This is a genomic window from Roseovarius sp. TE539 (genome assembly GCF_003298505.1).
In the GTDB taxonomy this organism is placed as follows: Bacteria; Pseudomonadota; Alphaproteobacteria; order Rhodobacterales; family Rhodobacteraceae; genus Roseovarius.
The window spans coordinates 34,792-54,355 of sequence record NZ_QNGB01000006.1; the positions used below are offsets into that span (position 1 = coordinate 34,792).

Annotated in this window: 17 protein-coding genes; 5 read left to right on the forward strand and 12 right to left on the reverse strand. The window is 64.7% G+C overall.

Going from position 1 to position 19,564, the window contains the following annotated elements; translation table 11 throughout:
- The first annotated feature begins 34 nt into the window (after nt 1-34).
- The 3 genes from DQW77_RS05790 to DQW77_RS05800 all read left to right on the forward strand — a co-directional run bounded on the left by DQW77_RS05790 (nt 35) and on the right by DQW77_RS05800 (nt 3,357).
- A complete protein-coding gene (locus DQW77_RS05790; RefSeq protein ID WP_113257254.1) occupies nt 35-2,017 on the forward strand; it encodes a heme lyase CcmF/NrfE family subunit in 1,983 nt (660 codons plus the stop codon).
- A 5-nt stretch (nt 2,018-2,022) separates the two neighbouring features.
- Nucleotides 2,023-2,502, forward strand: a complete 480-nt coding sequence (locus tag DQW77_RS05795; protein WP_113257255.1) for a cytochrome c-type biogenesis protein — start codon at nt 2,023-2,025, stop codon at nt 2,500-2,502.
- Between the two features lie 75 nt (nt 2,503-2,577).
- Nucleotides 2,578-3,357: an enoyl-CoA hydratase-related protein gene (locus DQW77_RS05800; RefSeq protein ID WP_113257256.1), complete on the forward strand. Its 780-nt coding sequence runs from the start codon at nt 2,578-2,580 to the stop codon at nt 3,355-3,357.
- 58 nt (nt 3,358-3,415) lie between these two features.
- Here the strand turns inward: DQW77_RS05800 and gltA are convergent, their stop codons facing one another.
- Nucleotides 3,416-4,711: a citrate synthase gene (gene gltA, locus DQW77_RS05805; RefSeq protein WP_113257257.1), complete on the reverse strand. Its 1,296-nt coding sequence runs from the start codon at nt 4,709-4,711 to the stop codon at nt 3,416-3,418.
- Nucleotides 4,712-4,781: 70 nt separating this feature from the next.
- Nucleotides 4,782-6,197, reverse strand: coding sequence for a glutamate--tRNA ligase (gltX, locus tag DQW77_RS05810; protein WP_113257258.1), 1,416 nt, complete (start codon nt 6,195-6,197; stop codon nt 4,782-4,784).
- A gap of 79 nt (nt 6,198-6,276) precedes the next feature.
- Here gltX and DQW77_RS05815 point away from each other — a divergent pair, with 79 nt between their 5' ends.
- On the forward strand, nt 6,277-8,319 hold the full coding sequence (locus tag DQW77_RS05815) for a ComEC/Rec2 family competence protein (protein ID WP_113257259.1): 2,043 nt from the start codon (nt 6,277-6,279) through the stop codon (nt 8,317-8,319).
- On the opposite strand, the gene lexA is transcribed toward DQW77_RS05815, so the two are convergent.
- From lexA to DQW77_RS05845, 6 genes are all read right to left on the reverse strand, one after another.
- Nucleotides 8,313-9,014 (reverse strand): transcriptional repressor LexA, encoded by a 702-nt coding sequence (gene lexA / locus DQW77_RS05820; RefSeq protein WP_113257260.1) that lies wholly within the window; start codon nt 9,012-9,014, stop codon nt 8,313-8,315. The genes DQW77_RS05815 and lexA overlap by 7 nt on opposite strands.
- A 136-nt stretch (nt 9,015-9,150) precedes the next feature.
- Complete coding sequence (gene glp / locus DQW77_RS05825) at nt 9,151-10,323, reverse strand: gephyrin-like molybdotransferase Glp (protein WP_113257261.1); 1,173 nt, start codon at nt 10,321-10,323, stop codon at nt 9,151-9,153.
- A complete protein-coding gene (gene moaC, locus DQW77_RS05830; protein ID WP_113257262.1) occupies nt 10,320-10,796 on the reverse strand; it encodes a cyclic pyranopterin monophosphate synthase MoaC in 477 nt (158 codons plus the stop codon). Before moaC ends, glp begins: the two co-directional genes overlap by 4 nt.
- 2 nt (nt 10,797-10,798) lie before the next feature.
- A complete protein-coding gene (trpC, locus tag DQW77_RS05835) occupies nt 10,799-11,617 on the reverse strand; it encodes an indole-3-glycerol phosphate synthase TrpC (RefSeq protein WP_113257263.1) in 819 nt (272 codons plus the stop codon).
- Complete coding sequence (gene trpD / locus DQW77_RS05840) at nt 11,614-12,636, reverse strand: anthranilate phosphoribosyltransferase (protein ID WP_113257264.1); 1,023 nt, start codon at nt 12,634-12,636, stop codon at nt 11,614-11,616. The genes trpC and trpD overlap by 4 nt, the downstream gene beginning before the upstream one ends.
- Entirely contained in the window at nt 12,633-13,214 is a 582-nt protein-coding gene (locus DQW77_RS05845) for an aminodeoxychorismate/anthranilate synthase component II (protein WP_113257265.1), read from the reverse strand. Before DQW77_RS05845 ends, trpD begins: the two co-directional genes overlap by 4 nt.
- 136 nt (nt 13,215-13,350) lie before the next feature.
- Between DQW77_RS05845 and DQW77_RS05850 the strand changes: the two genes are divergently transcribed.
- Nucleotides 13,351-14,781 (forward strand): divergent polysaccharide deacteylase family protein, encoded by a 1,431-nt coding sequence (locus DQW77_RS05850; protein ID WP_258523713.1) that lies wholly within the window; start codon nt 13,351-13,353, stop codon nt 14,779-14,781.
- Nucleotides 14,782-14,855: 74 nt separating this feature from the next.
- On the opposite strand, the gene DQW77_RS05855 is transcribed toward DQW77_RS05850, so the two are convergent.
- The 4 genes from DQW77_RS05855 to DQW77_RS05870 form a co-directional block, all read right to left on the reverse strand.
- The gene (locus DQW77_RS05855; protein ID WP_113257370.1) at nt 14,856-15,410 is read right to left on the reverse strand and encodes a pseudouridine synthase; all 555 of its coding nucleotides are present in this window, start codon (nt 15,408-15,410) and stop codon (nt 14,856-14,858) included.
- A 40-nt stretch (nt 15,411-15,450) separates the two neighbouring features.
- Entirely contained in the window at nt 15,451-16,068 is a 618-nt protein-coding gene (locus tag DQW77_RS05860) for a rhodanese-like domain-containing protein (RefSeq protein ID WP_113257267.1), read from the reverse strand.
- A gap of 99 nt (nt 16,069-16,167) precedes the next feature.
- The gene (trpE, locus tag DQW77_RS05865; protein ID WP_113257268.1) at nt 16,168-17,679 is read right to left on the reverse strand and encodes an anthranilate synthase component I; all 1,512 of its coding nucleotides are present in this window, start codon (nt 17,677-17,679) and stop codon (nt 16,168-16,170) included.
- 12 nt (nt 17,680-17,691) lie between these two features.
- Nucleotides 17,692-19,533, reverse strand: coding sequence for a peptidyl-prolyl cis-trans isomerase (locus DQW77_RS05870; RefSeq protein WP_113257269.1), 1,842 nt, complete (start codon nt 19,531-19,533; stop codon nt 17,692-17,694).
- Nucleotides 19,534-19,564 lie beyond the last annotated feature (31 nt).

Genomic DNA, 19,564 nt, shown 5'->3' on the forward strand with positions numbered 1-19,564 from the left:
TGGCGCATGTGCGTTCACGCTCTATACTCGGGGCATGATTACAGAACTCGGGCACTTCGCGCTGATCCTCGCCTTTCTGGTCGCCTGTTTCCAGGCGGTGGTTCCGCTTGTGGGGGCACAGAAACGATGGCCGGGCTGGATGGCAGCGGCTGATCCGGCCGCCACGGCACAGTTCCTGCTGACGGCGTTTGCATTCGGCGCGCTGATGTGGGCCTTCGTCACGTCGGATTTCTCGTTGCGGCTGGTCACCCTCAACAGTCATACCGCCAAGCCGATGCTCTACAAGATCACCGGCACATGGGGTAACCATGAGGGCTCGATGTTGTTGTGGGTGCTGATCGTGACGCTTTTCGGTGCGATGGCGGCATGGTTCGGCGGCAATCTTCCGCCCGGCCTGCGGGCGCGTGTCCTGAGTGTGCAGGCGATGGTTGGCGTGGCCTTTTTCGCCTTCATCATATTCACCTCGAACCCGTTCGAGAGGCTGGCGGTGCCCCCCTTCGACGGGCAGGATCTCAACCCGTTGCTGCAGGATCCGGGGCTCGCGTTTCACCCTCCGTTTCTCTACCTCGGTTACGTGGGCCTTTCTATGACCTTCAGCTTTGCCGTCGCGGCGTTGATCGAAGGACGTGTCGATGCGGCCTGGGGCCGTTGGGTGCGGCCTTACACCCTTGCCGCCTGGGTCTTCCTGACGATCGGCATCGGCCTTGGCAGCTGGTGGGCCTATTACGAGCTTGGCTGGGGCGGGTTCTGGTTCTGGGATCCGGTTGAGAACGCATCTTTCATGCCCTGGCTCATCGCTGCGGCCTTGCTGCATTCGGCCATCGTGGTCGAAAAAAGAGAAAGCCTGAAAAGCTGGACCGTGCTTCTGGCCATAATCGCCTTCGGCTTTTCCATGGTCGGTGCCTTCATCACCCGATCGGGCGTCCTGACTTCCGTGCATGCCTTTGCCAACGATCCCGAGCGCGGTGTGTTCCTTCTCGGCATACTCGCGGTCTTCATGCTGGGCGGCCTCACGCTTTTTGCCGCCCGGGCCGGGATGATGCAGGCCCGTGGCGTCTTTGCTATCAACAGCCGTGAAACCATGCTGGTGGCCAATAACGTGTTGCTGGCCGTCTCGGCCTTCATCGTATTCGTCGGAACAATCTGGCCGCTGGTGATCGAACTTGCCACGTCGGGCGAGCGCAAGATCTCGGTCGGTCCGCCGTTCTTCAACATGGCGTTCACGCCTTTCATGGTCGTGCTTGGGCTTTTGCTGCCGTTCGGCGCGATGATGCCGTGGAAGCGCGGCAAGCCGGGCAGGGTGCTGCGCACATTGCGGGGCGCGATGGTGCTGGCGTTGGCCGTAGGCGTTCTGACCTGGGCGATGCAGACAGGGCGCAGCGCGCTTGGACCGGTCGGGCTTGCCCTCGGGGCATGGCTGGTGTCGGGCGCGGCGGTTGACATCTGGACCCGGACCGGCCGGGGACCGATCGCAGGTCGTCTGCGCCGCCTTGGTCGTTTGCCACGCGCCGATTGGGGCAAGGCGGTTGCGCATGGCGGGCTTGGCGTGACCATGGCGGGCATCGCCGGTCTGATGGCATGGGAAGCCGAGGACATCCGCGTGGTCCAGGAAGGTGAAAGTTTCGCATTTTCCGGCTACACCCTGACCCTCGAAGGGGTGGAGCGCGTGCAGGGCCCGAATTACATCTCCACCATGGCGGATGTGACGGTTTCAAAGGATGGCACCCGGATCGCTGACCTGACCCCTGAAAAACGGGTTTATCCGGTGGCGCAGATGCCCACGACCGAGGCGGCGATCGACAATGGATTCCTGCGCGACATCTATGTCGTGATCGGGGATCCGCAGGAAAACGGAGGCTGGGCGATGCGCAGCTATTACAAGCCGCTTGCGAACTGGATCTGGGGCGGGTCGATCCTCATGGCGCTTGGTGGTTTTTTCAGCCTCAGTGACCGGCGTTACAGGGTCGCGGCCGGCGCGCGCAAGTCGGAAGCCGTACCGCCGGTGCCCGCGGAATGACCGGGATGACGCGTATGCTGTGTTGTATCCGCCTGCTCGTGGCCGGCACGTTTCTGCTGGGTCTTGTCCTCCCCGTCGGAGCGGTGGAACCCGGCGAGATGCTGGATGATCCGGTTCTGGAAGCGCGTGCACAGGAGTTGGATGACGATCTGCGTTGCGTCAAGTGCCGATCTGAATCGATCGCTTCCTCCAATGCCGAATGGGCCTCTGACGCGCGGGTGAAAGTGCGGGAACTCCTGACTGAAGGCGCAACCGACGCCGAGGTGCGTGACTTTTTCGTCGCCCGGTACGGCGAATACGTGCTGATGACACCCACCCGGCACGGCGCCAACTGGATTCTCTGGGGGGCAGGGCCCCTTATGCTTGTTCTTGGTGGCGGGATCGCGGCATTCTATCTGCGCCGCCGGACCGCCGCCGGCACCGGAGACGAAGAGGGGCTGAGTACCGCCGAGAAGGCCCGCCTCGGGCAGATCCTCGACAAGTGATCCCCGTTGACGCCGCCCGGCGCTCCGGAATGCGCCTTGGTCCATGCCCTGCGGGGGCTAGAAGGAACTGACATCATGAAGGACTACCAGACAATCACGGTGGATATCCGTGACGATATCGCCACCTTGCGGCTTGACCGGCCTGACGTCATGAATGCGCTCAACACACAGATGCGGGCCGAGATCACCGACGCGGCCGGATACGCCGGGCAAAACGCGCGGGTGCTGGTGATCACGGGCAACGGCAAGGCTTTTTGTTCCGGGCAGGACCTCAGCGACGGCGCCACGGCTGCGAACATGGATCTGGAAAGGGTGCTGCGTGAGGAATACGTGCCCATGCTGCACGCCATTTCGGATTGCGCGGTGCCGGTGATCAGCGCCGTGAACGGGGCGGCGGCAGGGGCAGGGGCCAACCTTGCGCTGGCGGCGGATGTGGTAATCGCGGCGCATTCCGCGTATTTCGTGCAGGCCTTCGCGCGGATCGGCCTCATCCCGGATGCCGGCGGTACTTATTGGTTGCCGCGCCAGATGGGGGCGGCAAAGGCAATGGGGGCTGCCCTGTTCGCCGAACCAATCAGCGCCCGGCAAGCCAGCGACTGGGGCATGATCTGGGAGGCGGTGCCCGACGACACGTTCGAGGCACATTGGCAGAACCGCGCGGCGCAACTGGCAGCGGGCCCTACACAGACCTATCTCATGGCGCGCCAGGCCATTCGCGGCAGTTGGGAAAACGGCCTTGATGCTCAGCTTGATCTCGAGGCCCGTTTCCAGGGGGCCTGTGGCCAGACACGGGATTTCAAGGAGGGCGTGGTCGCGTTCCTGGAAAAGCGCGCGGCGCGGTTCGAAGGGCGTTGAACGCCGCACCGGAACCCGATGCGGCGTGGTCCGTTCTTGCCGGGCCGGCTCGCTCGGCTCAGCGCTTTTCGATATCCACGTAGTCGCGCAACGTCTCGCCGTGATACAATTGGCGCGGGCGGCCGATCTTGAGTTGCGGATCGGCGATCATCTCTTTCCATTGGGAAATCCAACCGACAGTTCGGCTCACCGCAAATATAGGTGTGAACATCGAGGTCGGGAAACCCATCGCCTCAAGGATGATTCCCGAATAGAAATCCACATTCGGAAACAGCTTCTTGTCGGTGAAATAGTCGTCCGCAAGCGCCGCCGCTTCCAGATCCTTAGCGACCTGCAGCGTCGGGTTGTCCTCGACACCGAGCAGATCCAGGACCTCGTCGGCGGATTGTTTCATCACCTTGGCGCGGGGATCGAAATTCTTGTAGACACGGTGGCCGAACCCCATCAGGCGGAACGGATCGTCCTTGTCCTTGGCCCGTGCGATGAATTCCGGGATGCGATCGGGGGTGCCGATCTCGCGCAGCATTTCGAGGCAGGCCTGGTTGGCGCCACCATGCGCCGGACCCCACAGGCAGGCGATGCCGGCGGCGATGCAGGCAAACGGGTTCGCCCCCGAGGAGGAGGCCAACCGCACGGTCGACGTCGAGGCGTTCTGCTCATGATCGGCATGGAGCGTGAAGATACGATCCATCGCGCGGCTGAGGATCGGGTTGACCTCGTAATCCTCGGCCGGCACCGCGAAACACATGCGCAGGAAGTTCGAGGCGTAGTCGATATCGTTGCGCGGATAGACGAAGGGCTGGCCGATGGAATACTTGTAGGCCATCGCGGCAATGGTCGGCAGTTTGGCGATCATCCGAACCGACGCGACCTCGCGCTGCCACGGATCCGAGATGTCCGTGCTGTCATGATAAAAAGCCGAAAGCGCGCCGACCACTCCCACCATGATCGCCATCGGGTGCGCGTCCCGACGGAACCCCCGGAAAAGGTACATCATCTGCTCGTGCAGCATCGTGTGGCGGGTCACGCGGTTCTCGAAATCCTCGAGCTGCGCGGCGGAAGGCAGTTCACCGTAAAGCAGGACGTAGCAAACCTCGAGGAAATGGGATTTCTCGGCCAGCTGATCTATGGGGTATCCGCGATGCAGCAATTCCCCCTTGTCACCGTCGATGAATGTGATCGTGCTGTCACAGCTCGCCGTGGAGGTGAACCCGGGATCGTAGGTGAAAACCCCGGCCTGAGCATACAGTTTGCGGATGTCGATGACGTCCGGACCGGCGGTCCCCGAATAGACCGGAAGCTCGAAACTGTCTCCGTTTATCGCAAGCGTTGCGGATTTCTTGGATTCGGACATGCGTATCCTCCTTCACTGGCCCCGGCACGTTTGGCGTTGGGCGGATTGTTTCTGTTTGCCGTGCCGCAGGTCAAGTCCCGGCTTCGGCCGCAGCGTCGTTCAGCCGGGCAATGCTCTCGTCACGGCCGAGCACCAGCATCATGTCAAATACGCTGGGAGTGGCGGTGCGACCAGCCAACGCGGCTCTCATCGGCCCCGCGAGTTTGCCGAACTTCACTCCGTGCGCCTCGGCCAATCCGGTCGCCTCCGCTTCCAGTGTTTCGCGGGTCCAGTTAGCATTTTGCAGGCGCGGCGTCAATTCATTCAGTATACCACGGGATACATCATCCAGCGTCGCGGCGGCTTTCTCATCAGGTTCAACAGGTCTGTCTGTAAGGATGAATCTTGCTTTTTCAATAAGTTCCAAGAATGTCTTGGCGCGTTCCTTCAGGCAGTACATCCCCGCCAGCATTCGATCCCGTTTAACGCCTTCGATCGGTGCGTGGTCCGTAATTGCCAGGAATTCGTCCAGTTCTTGCAGCAGTGCAGCATCCTCGCTTGCAGCAATATGCTGACCGCACAGGTTGTCCAGCTTCTTGAAGTCCAAGCGCGCCGGCGACTTGCCGATACTGGGCAGATCGAACCAGGCCTGTGCGTCGGTGTCCGTGAAGAATTCCGTGTCGCCATGGCTCCAGCCCAGTCGGGCCAGGTAATTGCGCATGCCCGCTGCCGGGTACCCCATGCGTTGGTATTCGGAAACTCCCAGGGCACCGTGCCGCTTGCTCAGCTTCTTGCCGTCGGGCCCGTGAATGAGCGGGATATGCGCATATACGGGCAATGGCCACCCCATGGCGGTGTAGATCAGCGATTGCCGCGCGGCGTTGTTGAGGTGGTCATCTCCACGGATCACATGGGTCACGCCCATGTCATGATCGTCCACGGCCACGGCAAGCATGTAAACGGGTGTGCCATCGCTGCGTAACAATACCATGTCATCCAGCTGATCGTTGCGAAACGTCACGCTGCCCTGGACCTCGTCATGAATGAGGGTTGATCCCTCGCGCGGTGCACGCAGGCGGATCGCATAAGAGGCACCGGGCGGGTGGCGCGCCGGATCGGCATCGCGCCAGGGGCTTTCAAAAAGCGTTGACCGCCCCTCGGCACGGGCCTTTTCACGAAATTCCTGAATGTCCTGCGAACTGGCATAACACTTGTAGGCTTGTCCGGTTTCCAGCATCTGCAGGGCCACCTCGCGGTGGTGTTCCGCACGTGCGGCCTGGCTCACCGCCTCGCCGTCGTGATCGAGGCCGAGCCACGCCAGCCCGTCCAGGATCGCCTTGGTCGCTTCCGGGGTGGACCGGGCACGATCCGTATCCTCGATCCTCAGCAGGAAGCGCCCGCCGCGGCCGCGCGCATAAAGCCAGTTGAAAAGCGCCGTCCGCGCGCCGCCGATATGCAGGAAACCGGTGGGCGAGGGGGCAAATCGGGTCACGACCTCTTGGGGCATACGGTGTTTAACCTTTCGGTAACCTTGACGGACGTAGCATCGCGGCCTGTCTATCGGCCCGCCGGAGGGGAAACAAGACGTGGCGCTGTGGCATTACGCGACGGCCGTGATTGCGGCGCAACGCGGGCATCTCTTTCCCTGGGTTCCGGTTTTTCTCGCGGCCGGGGTGGGCATATATTTCTCACTTCCCGCTGAACCCGCCGCAGGCACTTACGCGCTGCTGGCCGCCACTGCGCTGGTCCTCTGGGTGTTTTCACGGCGCGTGTCCGAGGCGCTCTCGCCGCTTTTCATTGCTGCGGCGCTCGTGGCTGCGGGCGTCAATCTCGCAGCTGGCCGGGCCAATAACGTGGCCGCGCCGGTTCTGGAGTGGCGCTATTACGGCCCGGTGGAAGGGCGGATCGTGGAAATGGATCGCTCCGGGTCGGACGCGCTGCGCCTGACCCTCGACAATGTGGTGCTGCGCAACGTGTCTCCGGAACGCACGCCGCAACATGTGCGCATCTCCCTGCATGGCCAGCAGGGATTCATCACCCCGTTGCCAAGCATGACGGTGATGACCACCGCCCATCTCTCGCCGCCGGGCGGACCGGTGGAGCCTGGTGGCTTCGATTTCCAGCGCCACGCCTGGTTCAAGGGCCTGGGGGCGGTGGGGTATACAAGGAGTCCCCTGCTCAGCCTAGAACCGCCGGATGGCAAACAACCGGTTTTCACCGCACGCAGGGCGATATCGGCGCGCGTTCAGGTCGCATTGCCAGGAGAGGCAGGCGCCTTCGCCGCCGCGATCATGACCGGAGACAGGTCAGGCATCGCACAGCAGACACTGGAGGCACTTCGGATCTCCAATCTTGCCCATCTTCTGGCCATTTCCGGGCTGCATATGGGCCTTCTGGCCGGGGTTGTCTTCGCCGCGCTGCGTATCCTGCTGGCCGCGATTCCGCCTGTCGGCCTGCGGGTGGCGGGCAAGAAGATCGCGGCCCTGGGCGCGCTTGTGGTCGCGGCCGGGTACCTTGCCCTGTCCGGGGGCAACGTGGCGACAGAACGCGCTTTCGTCATGGTGGCGGTGGTTCTGGGGGCCGTGCTGCTGGACCGCCGCGCCTTCAGCCTGCGCGCGGTGGCCGTGGCCGCGATCATCGTCCTGATCCTGCGGCCCGAGGCGCTGCTTGGTCCCGGGTTCCAGATGTCGTTTGCGGCCACCACGGGGCTGGTTGCGGTATTCGGTTGGCTGCGCGACCGGCGCGTCCCGCTTGGACCCGGCTGGTTGCGGCCGCCAGTGGCGGTGGTGATCTCCTCATTCGTGGCAGGCGCTGCCACGGCACCGGTCGCCGCGGCGCATTTCAACCAGATCGCCCATTTCGGGCTTGTGGCCAACCTGCTGAGCGTGCCGCTGATGGGGGTTCTGGTGATGCCCGCCGTACTGACGGCGGCGGCGTTGCTGCCGCTTGGCCTGCACGCCTTGCCCCTCTGGGTGATGGGTCTCGGGTTGCGCTGGATCCTGGGGGTGGCGGATTGGGTCTCGGGGCTGGACGGCGCACGCGGAACGGTGCCCAGCCCGGAGTCGCCGGTGCTTCCGCTGCTGGCCGCCGGCGCGCTGATGCTTGTCCTCTGGCAGGGCCGGGCGCGATTGGCCGGCCTGGTCCCGGCGGCGGTGGCGATATGGCTCTGGTCGGGCACCGAAAGGCCCGAGATCCTGATCGCCGATAGCGGGGCGCTTGTCGGGGTGATGACGGCGGAGGGCCGCGCCCTCAGCAAACCGCGCGGCGCGGGGTTCGTTGCCGCCAACTGGCTGGAGAACGACGGCGATCCCGCTGTTCAGGAGGACGCGGCGGCCCTTTGGCCGGCGGTGTCAACAAGCGGTGTCAAGGTGAGGGCGCTGCGCGGCAAGCGGGCTGCGCGCGATTTTACCGGGTGCGACGGCGCCGCCTGGGTGGTGATGAATACCGTCCCGCCAGAGGGTGAGTTGCCCCCGGACCTGAAGTGCAGGGTGCTGCATCCCGGCCTCTTGCGCAAGACCGGTGCCCTGGCCCTTCACAAGGGGCCCGAAGGCCGCCTGCGCGCGATCACCGCCCGCGAGGTTACAGGTGCGCGGCTCTGGAACACGCCAGCCGCGCGGACATCTCAGTAAGTGCGGATCAGACCCACGAGCCGCCCTTGCACCCGTACCTTGTCATCGGGCAGGACACGGGTCTCGTAAACGGGGTTGGCGGCCTCCAGGGCGATGGTGCTGCCGCGGCGGAAAAACCGTTTCAGTGTCGCTTCCTGCTCTTCCACCAGCGCGACAACGATATCTCCATTCTCGGCGGTACTGGTCTCGCGGATGACCACCACGTCACCGTCGTTGATGCCTGCGTCGATCATCGAGTCGCCCTTGACCTCAAGCGCGTAATGCTCGCCCGGTCCGGCGACCATGGCGCCCGGCACCGCGATGTTGTGAGAGGCATGCGCAATCGCCTCGATCGGCACACCGGCGGCGATGCGTCCCATGAGGGGCAGTTCCAGCGCATGCGCGGTCTCGACAGGCTGGGCGTTCGCCGGGCGACCCGGTTCGGGCTTGTTCCCCTCGATCACTTTCGGGGTGAAACCGCCCGGTGCGCTGCCGCCCAGGCTTTCGGGAAGTTTCACGATCTCCAACGCCCGCGCGCGATGCGCCAGGCGGCGGATGAACCCGCGCTCCTCAAGCGCGGTGATCAGCCGGTGAATCCCGGACTTCGAGCGCAGGTCCAGCGCCTCCTTCATTTCGTCGAAACTGGGCGGCACACCGTCACGCTGCACACGCCTGTTGATGAAATCCAGCAGATCCATTTGCTTCCGGGTCAGCATCTCTCACTCCTCCCCGATTGGGTATCCTTTTGTTCTATCCATGTTCCCTTTTTGTGTCAACCGTTCCTGTGGATAACTGCTGAGGTCTGAGAAGCTGACGCGCCGAATAGGGATTGTCCCGCCGACGCGCGACCGCTCACAGCGCGATGTACTCCATGATCTCCCCGGCCTTGCGGGGCCGGTCCGAGGCCGGGCGTATCAGAAGCGCGTTGGCGTCCGCCAGAATCGACAGCAAAGCGCTGTCCTGGCGTTGCGCGGGGGTGATCGCCCCATTCTCTTGCGTCGCCCGCATGTAATGCTCGCGCGGTCCGCCGGCGGGCATGTCGCAGGCGAGGCGCGCCGTCAGGCGCGAAGAGCGTTCGGCGCCCAACCCCTGCATCGCGCGGATCATCGGTGCCAGGAACACATGCCCGCACACCATCGCGGAAACCGGGTTGCCCGGCAGTCCAACCATTGCCGCATCGCCCATCCGTCCCGCCATCAGCGGCTTGCCGGGGCGCATCGCGATCTTGTAGAAGGCCCGATGCATCCCCATTTCCTCGGCAACCTCGCCGACAAGGTCATGATCTCCCACCGAAGCGCCCCCTATCGTCACCACGAGGTCGGCGCCCGCGGCCAGGTCGAATCCCGCCGTCAGGGAGGCGCGCGTATCGCGCGCGATCGGAAGAATGCGCGCCCGTGCGCCGATCCCCTCGAGCATGGCCTTCAGACCGAACGTGTTGGACGCGATGATCTGGTCCGGTCCCGGTTCCTCACCGGGCATCACCAGTTCGTCACCGGTGGACATCAGCGCAACTTCGGGCCGCCGCGTGACCGGCACCTCGGGGATGTTCATTGCCGCCAGAAGCGCGAGATCGGACGGGCCCAGCATCCGTGGCGCCTCGATCCGGTCACCAACCCGGAAATCCCCGCCGGCCGCGCGGACATGCGTGCCGCCGTCCAGTTCAGTCCCCAGCGTGATCATGTCGCCGGCGCGCGTGACGTCCTCCTGGATGATCACGCGGTCGGCACCCGCGGGCAGCGGCGCGCCGGTGAAGATGCGCACCGTCTCTCCGGCGCCGACCCGGCCCCCGAATCCGTGCCCGGCCGCCGCTTCGCCGATCACGTGCAGGCGCGCACCGGGGTCGGCACAGGCCCCTGACACCGCGTAGCCGTCCATGGCCGAGGCCGCGAAGGGCGGCTGATCGCGCCGCGCCACCGCGTCCCGTGCCAACACTCTGCCGGCCGCCTGCGCCAATGGCACCGCTTCGGCCCCCAAGGGCGCCACCAGCGAAAAAAGATGCTCCAGGGCCTGATCGACGCTTATCATGAGGCCTCGTAAAGGCCGGACTTTCCGCCATCCTTGAGGAGCACCCGGATGCCGCCGATCTCCATCGCGCGGTCAACTGCCTTGACCATGTCATAAACCGTCAGTGCCGCGGTCGAGACAGCTGTCAGCGCCTCCATCTCCACGCCCGTTTGTCCGGTGGTCTTGACCGTGCCCTCGATGCGTACGCCGGGAAGGGTCTCGTCCAGCGTCAGTTCGACCGCCACCCTGGTCACTGGAAGCGGATGGCACAGGGGGATCAGCTCGGGTGTTTTCTTGGCGCCCATGATGCCCGCGAGCCGCGCCACGGGAAGGACATCGCCCTTGCTTGCCCGGCCTTGCGATATGATGTCGTAGGTTTCGCGCGCCATTTTCACGTGGCCCGCCGCGACAGCCACACGCGCTGTCACCGCCTTGTCGGAGACATCGACCATGTGGGCATCGCCCTTGGCGTCGAAGTGGGTCAGGTCGGCCACGTTCACATGCCTCCGGGCGCGGTCAGTGGTGACGCCAGGAGGTCGCGTGTCGCCTGTGCCACGTCATCGGCCCGCATCAGGGTTTCCCCGACCAGGAACACGCGCGTCCCGTACATGGCGATGTCGGCCAGATCCTCGCGCGTTTCAAGGCCGCTCTCGCACACGACGATCCGGTCCGGGGGCACGAACTTGGACAGGGTCCGCGTCGTGTCCAGGCTTGTCTCGAAGGTGTTCAGGTCGCGGTTGTTGATCCCGATCAGCTTCGATCCGAGAGCCTGTGCGCGGTCCAGTTCCGATCGGTCATGCACTTCGACAAGCGCGTCCATCCCCCATTCGCCTGCCGCCGTTTCGAGTTCGGCGGCCTGCGCGTCATCGACGCTGGCCATGATGATCAGAATGCAATCGGCCCCCCAGGCACGGGCTTCGGCCACCTGGTAGGGATCATACATGAAATCCTTGCGCAGAACCGGCAGACTGCAGGCGTCCCGCGCCCGGATCAGGAATTCCGGTGCCCCCTGGAAGCTGGGCCTGTCGGTCAGCACCGACAGGCAGGTCGCGCCACCTTGCGCATAGGCCAGCGCCAGCGCCTCGGGATCGAAATCCTCGCGGATGAGCCCCTTCGACGGGCTGGCCTTCTTGATTTCCGCGATCAGCCCGTAACCTTGCTTGGACGCATGGAGCAGCGACTCCGCGAAAGGACGCACCGGCCCGGCCGCCTGCGCACGTTCCTCGATCTGCGCCAAAGGCGTCTCGGCCTTCGCGGCGGCGATCTCGTCCAGTTTGTAGGCCTTGATGTTTTCGAGGATCGAGGGTGTGCTCATGTCTCCTCCGAAGTGATACGGGCCAGCGCCGCGACGCGCTCTTTCGCCTGGCCGCTGTCAATGCTTTCAGCTGCCTGTTCGACACCGGACGCCAGATTGTCGGCGCGACCCGCGATGACCAGGGCGGCAGCGGCGTTCATCAGGACCGCGTCCCGATAGGCCCCCGGGACCCCGTCCAGAAGTGCCCGGAAGGCGCGGCCGTTCTCTTCCGGGCTGCCGCCGAGGATGGCGTCGAAAGGGTGCACGGGCAAGCCGAAATCTTCGGGGTGCAGTTCTGCCTCGCGCAGGCTGCCGTCCTCTTCCAGCGCCACGATCCAGCTTGGTCCGGCAATCGACAATTCGTCGGTGCCGTCGCCGCCATGCACCAGCCAGGCGCGTTCGCTTCCCAGCCGGGCCAGCGTCTCGGCCATGGGCCGGATCAGGTCGCGGGTGAAAACGCCGGTGAGCTGACGCTTTACCCCAGCCGGATTGGTGAGCGGGCCGAGAATGTTGAAGATGGTACGTGTTCCCAGCTCGGTGCGCACCGGCCCTACATGGGCCATGGCCGGGTGATGCATCGGCGCCATCATGAAGGCGATTCCCGCCTCGCGCAGCGCCCGTTCGACCAGCTTGGCGCCGACCATGACGTTGATGCCCATCTGCGTCAGAGCGTCCGCGGCGCCTGATCTGGAACTGAGGTTGCGGTTGCCGTGTTTGGCAACCGGCACACCTGCGCCGGCCACCACGAAGGCCGCCGCGGTCGAGATGTTCAGCGTGCCCTTGCCGTCGCCTCCGGTCCCGACGATGTCCATCGCGCCGGCCGGGGCGGTAACGCGGTTGCACTTGGCGCGCATCACCGCGGCGGCAGCAGCATATTCGTCCACCGTTTCGCCCCGCGTCCTGAGCGCCATCAGGAAGCCGCCCATCTGCGCCGGGGTGGCCTCACCCTCGAAAAGTGCCTCGAAGGCCGCTTCGGCCTCGGCCCGTGTGAGGGGCCTTTCGGCGGCGGTTCCGATCAGGGGCTTCAGGCTGTCGCTCATGCCGGAACCTTCATCAAATCGAGAAAATTCCGCAGCAGCGCATGGCCGTGCTGCGACGCGATCGATTCGGGGTGAAACTGCACACCGTGGATGGGTTTCTCGCGGTGACAAATTCCCATGATCGTGCCGTCCTGCAGTTCCGCCGTTATCCTGAGGCAATCGGGAAACCCGTCGCGCGCCACCACCAGCGAATGATATCGTGTCGCCTCGAACGGCGAAGGCAGGCCGGCAAAGACGCTTTCACCGGCATGCCGGATGCGGCCCATCTTGCCGTGGACGATTTCGGTATGCCGCTCGACCTTGCCGCCAAAGGCTTGTCCAATCGCCTGATGGCCAAGGCAAACACCCAGCAGCGGGATGCCGGTTTCCGCCGCCGCCTCGGTCAGGGCGAGGCATATTCCCGCCTCGTTCGGGGTGCAGGGGCCGGGCGACAGCAGGATGCCGGCCGGTTTCATCGCCATCGCTGTTTGCACATCCAGCGCATCGTTGCGCCTTACCGTGACATCCGCGCCCAGCTCACCCACGTAATGCACGAGGTTGTAGGTGAAACTGTCATAGTTGTCGATCAGAAGCAGCATCTTGCCGGTTCCTTGTGGAATGTGGTGCAATGCGGGCTGGAGGCCCGGGGGATGGTCGCGATATACTTGCTCAGGCTTGCGCGGCACCGTCAAGGGGCGCATGTATGGGGCGAAGGCAGTTCAGGGAGCGAAATGAGTGGCTAGCGGAGTTTTTTCAGGCATGCTCACCGGGGTTGTCGTGTCGGGCCTCGTGCTGGGCGCGGCATCCCTGATGACCGATATTCCGGGCTCCGGTCAGCCCGAGGCGGTGGCGCTCGGAGTGCCCGCCGGGTCCGAGTTCGACCGCGCCCGCGAGGACCGCGAGGCCGATCTCCCCCGCGCCGAAGACGGTGTCGAGCCGGGGCAGATGCCCAAGGTTGACGCCCCCGCGCCGGACGACCTCAGCTCGTTGGAGGGCGCGGATACGGACCCGGCAGAGCGGCCGGTGACCAGCGAGGATACGGACGGGCTTTCGGCGCCGGGCGCCGGGGCGGCGGATTCCGGGCTCGATCCCGGCTCGGACACGCCCGTCCTGCCAAGCCCGCAGGCAGAGGAACCGTCGATACCCGAGGACGAGACCGCCCCGGACATTTCGACCGACCCGGCCCAGCCGGCCGCGCCCGAGGTGACCCCCGAGGTCAGCGCATTCGGCGAAACCGAACCCGATCCGCCCCGTGACCCGGAAGAGGACGCGGCGGGCACGGGTGAAGATGCGCCCGATCAAGATGTGGCCGACCCTCCGGCCCCCGCTGCGACCGCGCCGGACGAGTCGGACGCCGCGGGCGCAGGGACGCAGGCGGAACCCTCCGGCGATGAAGAAGGGGCGACGGATGTCGTGACCGACAGGTTGCCCACAGTGGGCGAAGATCCCGCCGAGGATGCCGACGCCGCGCGTGACGATTCTTCACGGCGTCCCGCGATCGAGGTCAACGCCGCCCCTTTCGAGAATCCGGAAGGCAAGCCGCTGATGTCGATCATTCTCATCGACAACGGCGACAGCCCGATCGGGTTCGAGGCATTGGAAAGCTTCCCGTATCCGCTCAGCTTCGCAGTCGACGCCTCATGGGGCGGTGCGACAGCCGCGGCACAACGCTACCGTGAGGCGGGTTTCGAGGTGTTGGTCATGGCCAACCTTCCCGAAGGCGCCGCGGCCGCCGATGCCGAGGTTGCAATGCAGACGGTTCTGGATGCCGTGCCGGGCGCAGTGGCGGTAATGGAGGGGACGGATAGCGGCCTGCAATCCACCCGTGAAGCCGCCGGGCAACTCGCGCCGATCCTTCTGGATACCGGCCATGGGCTGGTGCTGCTGCCCGAGGGGCTGGATACAACGCGCAAACTGGCCGAGCGCGAAGGGGTGCCCGCGGCGACCGTGTTCCGTGATTTCGACAGCAAGGGTCAGGACGCCACGGTGATCCGTCGGTTTCTCGATCAGGCTGCCTTCAAGGCCCGGCAGGAAGAGGACGGGATCGTCATGCTGGGCCGGTTGCGCGCCGATACCGTCTCGGCGCTGCTGCTCTGGGGCTTGCAGGATCGCGCCGCCTCTGTCGCGCTCGCCCCCGTCTCGGCGGTTCTCCGGGCGGGCAACTAGCGTGCGCTGCGCCATGTCGGAGTCACCCACCCGTCGCTTCTGCGACGGGTGCGGAACCTTGACGCATTGCGGGGTCAGTGGGCCCTCACCTGACGCCACGTCCCCGGTTTCAGGTCTCCGAGACACCAATCGCCCACACGGTTACGGATGAGCCTGAGCGTCGGGTGCCCCACATGGGCCGTCATCCGCCGCACCTGTCGGTTGCGCCCCTCCGTCAGAGTGATTTCCAGCCAGGTGTCGGGCACCGACTTGCGGTAGCGCACCGGCGGGTCGCGCGGCCATATATCCGGCTCCGGTATGGCCGTCACGCGGACCGGCCGGGTTGGTCCGTCCTTCAGGGTCACGCCGGTGCGCAGGGCCTCCAGCGCGGCGGAATCCGGCACGCCCTCGACCTGCACCCAGTATGATTTTTCTTTTTTGAAACGAGGGTTTGAAATCCACTCCTGAAGTTTGCCATCGTCGGTCAGGACAAGCAGGCCCTCGCTGTCTCGGTCCAGCCGTCCGGCCGGGTAGACCCCCGGCAAGGCGATATGATTCGAAAGCGTGGCGCGCGGCGATCCTGCATTGCCCCTGTCGGTGAATTGCGACAGGACACCAAAAGGTTTGTTGAACAGGATCAGCCGCGCCATGGCGCCCTCATGCCCGAGGGCGCCATGCATTGGCAAGGGGTCACTCGGCGGCGGGCCAGTACCCTTCGCGAACCTTGTAGGTCCAGTCGAGACCGGCATTCTTCCATCCGTTCACGCTGCGCTTGCCGGCATCGGACTTGTCGCCCTCGAACCCGTCAACCACGGAATAGAGCGGCAGGTCCAGCCCCGCGGCTGTCAGGGCGTCAACCGCTTGCGCGCTGCGCCCGCCCGAGCGGCACATGATCAACACCGCTTCCGGATCCGCGGCCTGGATATAGGCCTTCGCGGCGGGAATGAAGGACGGGTTCTGCATCATTTCATAGCGCCCCTTCTTCGCGTTGAAGGGGTGGGTCGGGTCAATCAGCTTGAACGGGATGTTCACATCCGCCGCCCCGGGATAGCCCACGAGCATGGTTTCTTCAGGTGACCGGACATCAATCAGGACCACGTCATCGCGACGGTCCAGAAGGGCACCGCTTTCGGCCGCGGTGATGTATAGGCCGGTTTCGGTCTGTTTCTTGCCGGGCAGTTCCTTGGCCGTGACGGTGGTTTCGATGGCGGCGCCGTGATTGTCGGCCGAAGCCATCAGCGGGGCGGAAAACACGAGGCTCAGCGCAAGGGCCGGCGTGGCGGCAATCTGTGCTAGTCGTCTGGTCATGGCGGATCCTTTCTCCAAAGACATTCGTGGAATTGAATGTAATAATTCCTGTCTAAAGGTGAATACCCATCCCATCTTTGACGCAGGTCAAACCCGGATTTACCCGTTGCCGCCGTTCCCGAACCGGGCCGCGTCTGCAGCTGCGCGGCGTATCGCATTGGATTTGTGGACGGTTTCCATGTATTCCGCTTCCGGATCACTGTCATGGACGACGCCGCCGCCGGCCTGTATGTACAGTTTTTCGTCCTTGACCACGGCGGTGCGCAACGCGATGCAGACATCCATGTCGCCGCCGGCGCTGAAATATCCGACGCCACCACCATAAACACCGCGTTTCTCGGGCTCGAGCTCGTCGATGATCTCCATCGCGCGGACTTTTGGCGCGCCGCTGACCGTGCCGGCCGGAAGGCCGGCCAGCAACGCGCTAAGCGCATCCTGATCCTCGGCCAGTTCCCCCACCACGTTCGAGACTATGTGCATCACGTGGCTGTAGCGTTCGATTATGAACTCCTCTGTCGGGTGCACTGTGCCGATCCGGCTGACCCGACCGGCGTCGTTGCGGCCCAGATCCAGCAGCATCAGATGCTCGGCCCGTTCCTTGGCGTCTGCCAGAAGCTCGGCCTCAAGCTCACGGTCCTGGTCCGGCGTCGCCCCGCGCGGACGGGTGCCGGCGATCGGCCTGACCGTCACCTCGCGCCCGAAAACCCGGACAAGGATTTCCGGACTCGCGCCGACCACGTGGAAGCCGCCGAAGTTGAAATAGAACATGAAAGGCGAAGGGTTGGTGCGGCGCAGGCTGCGGTAAAGCGCGAACGGTGGCTGGTGAAACGGCTGGGTCCAGCGCTGGCTGGGAACAACCTGGAAAATATCACCGGCACGGATGTATTCCTTCGCCTTTTCGACGGCCTGTTTGTAGGCCTTCCGGGTGAAATTGGACACTGGCGGCGCGTCTTCATGGGCCTCGCCGAGATCGCGGCTGGCTTGCGGGAGGGCACGTTCCAGATCCCGCACCGCATCCATGACCCGCTCTGCCGCCTGTGCATATGCCGCACGGGCGGACTGGCCCTCACTGACCCAGGCAGGCGAGACCACCGTGACCTGGCCCTTGACCCCGTCCAGCACCGCGACGACCGAAGGCCGCAACAAGAGCGCGTCAGGCAGGCCAAGCGGATCGGGATTGACATCAGGCAGATGCTCGACCAGCCGGATCATGTCATATCCCAGATATCCGAAAAGTCCCGCACTCGCCGCCGGCAGGTCTTCCGGAAGGTCGATGCGGCTGGCCTCGATCAGCGCGCGCAGGGTGTCCAATGGCGCGCCGTCCTGATCCTCGAACCCGTCCGGATCGAAGCGTGCCTGCCGGTTTATGCGGCTGGCATTGCCGTGACACTGCCATATGAGATCGGGCTTCATTCCGATGATCGAGTAGCGCCCGCGCACTTCGCCGCCCGTGACCGACTCGAGCATGAACGCATCACGTCCAGCGCCCGCGAGCTTGAGCATGACCGAAACCGGAGTATCGAGGTCCGCGGCCAATCGGGCATAGACCACCTGGTTGCGGCCTTCCGCGTAGCCCGGGGCGAAATCCGCGAAGCCAGGGGTCAGTTCCAACCGTGCGATCCCCTACTGGAAATTTGCGTGAACAGCATTCAACGCCTGTTGGTTCAATTCGATTCCGGCGCGGCTGCGTATGTCGTTGGCAAGCGCCTGGTAGAGGTCCTGCGACAGGCTGGCGGCGGTGCTGTCCTCTAGGTTCTGGAGCAGTGCCCCGACATCGGGATCATCCGTGTCGGGCGCCTCGATGTCATCGAGTCTGAGAACGAATACACGGCCCTCGCCGTCCAGAATGCGCAACCCACCCGCCTCCATGCCGAAGACGGTGTCGATGAACTCAGGGGGGGTGTCGGGCTGAAACCCCCGCCGGGTAAGGTCGGTCACCTCCGTGGCCTCAAGGTTCAGCGCCTCGAACTCCGCGCCCCCCGGAAGGCCCGCGATCCGCGCATCGACCTGCGCGCGCAAGGCCTTGGTCACCGCCTGGCGGCGCCATGCCCTTTCAACTTGATCGCGAACCTCTTCGAGGGGGCGGATCTCGGGGTCGCGCAGTTTGTCAAGACGCAGCGCGAATATGCCGCCATCGGAGAGCTGCTCCAGTTCGGGGAAATCCTCGGGCGTGATCGATTGTGCCTTGCGGCGGAACCCCGCGTAGCTGGCGATTCCGTCGCGGAGCCCCTCATGCCAGTCGATCTGCCCCATCCGCATGTCCGTTTCGGCAGCCAGGTCCTCGATGGTCGCGCCACCCGCCAGCAGATTCTCGATCCGTTCGATCCGGGCGTCCACGGCGCGGCGCGCGCGGTCCGCGGCCAATGCTTCGCGCAGATCGGGGCGCGCCTCGTCAAAACTTGTGGTCTGCGCGGCCAGCGCGCCGTTCACCCGGAAAAGCGCAGGGCCAAGCGATGTTGGGACCGGACCCACGATATCGCCGGTTGCGGCGCTGAAGACCGGTTCGGCAGCGTCGCCAAGCGCATCGCGGGTAACATCGCCCAGATCGATATCGGCAAGGTCCAGTCCGCGGTCTTCCACGAGATCCTCGAAGGTTGTCTCTCCGGCCTCGATACGGGCCTTCGCGTCACGCGCGGCGGCGCGGTCCGCGAATACAAGCCGTTCGACCAGTCGCCGCTCCGGCCGCCGGAACTCGTCCGCGCGCGCCTCGTACGCGTCGCGCAATGCGCCCTCGTCAACCTCGACCGTATCAAGAAGCATGTCGGGCGTGAGCCACGCATAAGTGATCGCGCGCGTCTCCGGCGTCGTGAAATCGGGCAGATGTGACTGGTGGTAGGTCCGCAAGTCGGCGTCGGTGGGATCCGGCAGCTCGCTGTCCAGGTCCGTACGGTCGAGCACCGCGAAGGTCAGATCGCGCCGTTCGGCAAGGTAACGCAGCAGGATCTCGGTGTGCTCCGGCGGTGCGGACACGCCCGACACCACAGCCGCCTGCAACAATGTCCGGGCGGTTTCCGCGCGGATGTCTGACTCGAATTCCGCCTCACTCATTCCGGCCTGATCCAGCGCGAAACCATAGGCTTCGCGGTCGAATTCTCCGTTGACCCCCTGAAAGGCCCGGATGTCGACAATCTGCTCAAGAAGGTTCTCGTCGCCGATCGATATGCCAAGCCGCTGTGCCTCGTGGTCCAGCGCCGCATTCGCGATCAAGCGGGAAAGCACCCTCTGATCGATCCCCTGAGCCTCGGCTTGCGCGAAGGATACCGGCTCTTCGCGCTCGGCCTCCAGCGCGCGGATTTCGTTCTGCAGGGCGCGGGCATATTCGTCCACGGTGATCTCGGCGTCTCCGACCGATCCGACGGTCCTGATGGTGCCGGACAGGTTGGTCACGCCAAAACCGCCGAGGCCCAGAATCAACAGGCCCATCAGGATCCAGACCAGGGTTTTCGAGACGTTGTTGGATGCCATTGATGCCCTCGTGAGTCCGCGCGCGGAGAAT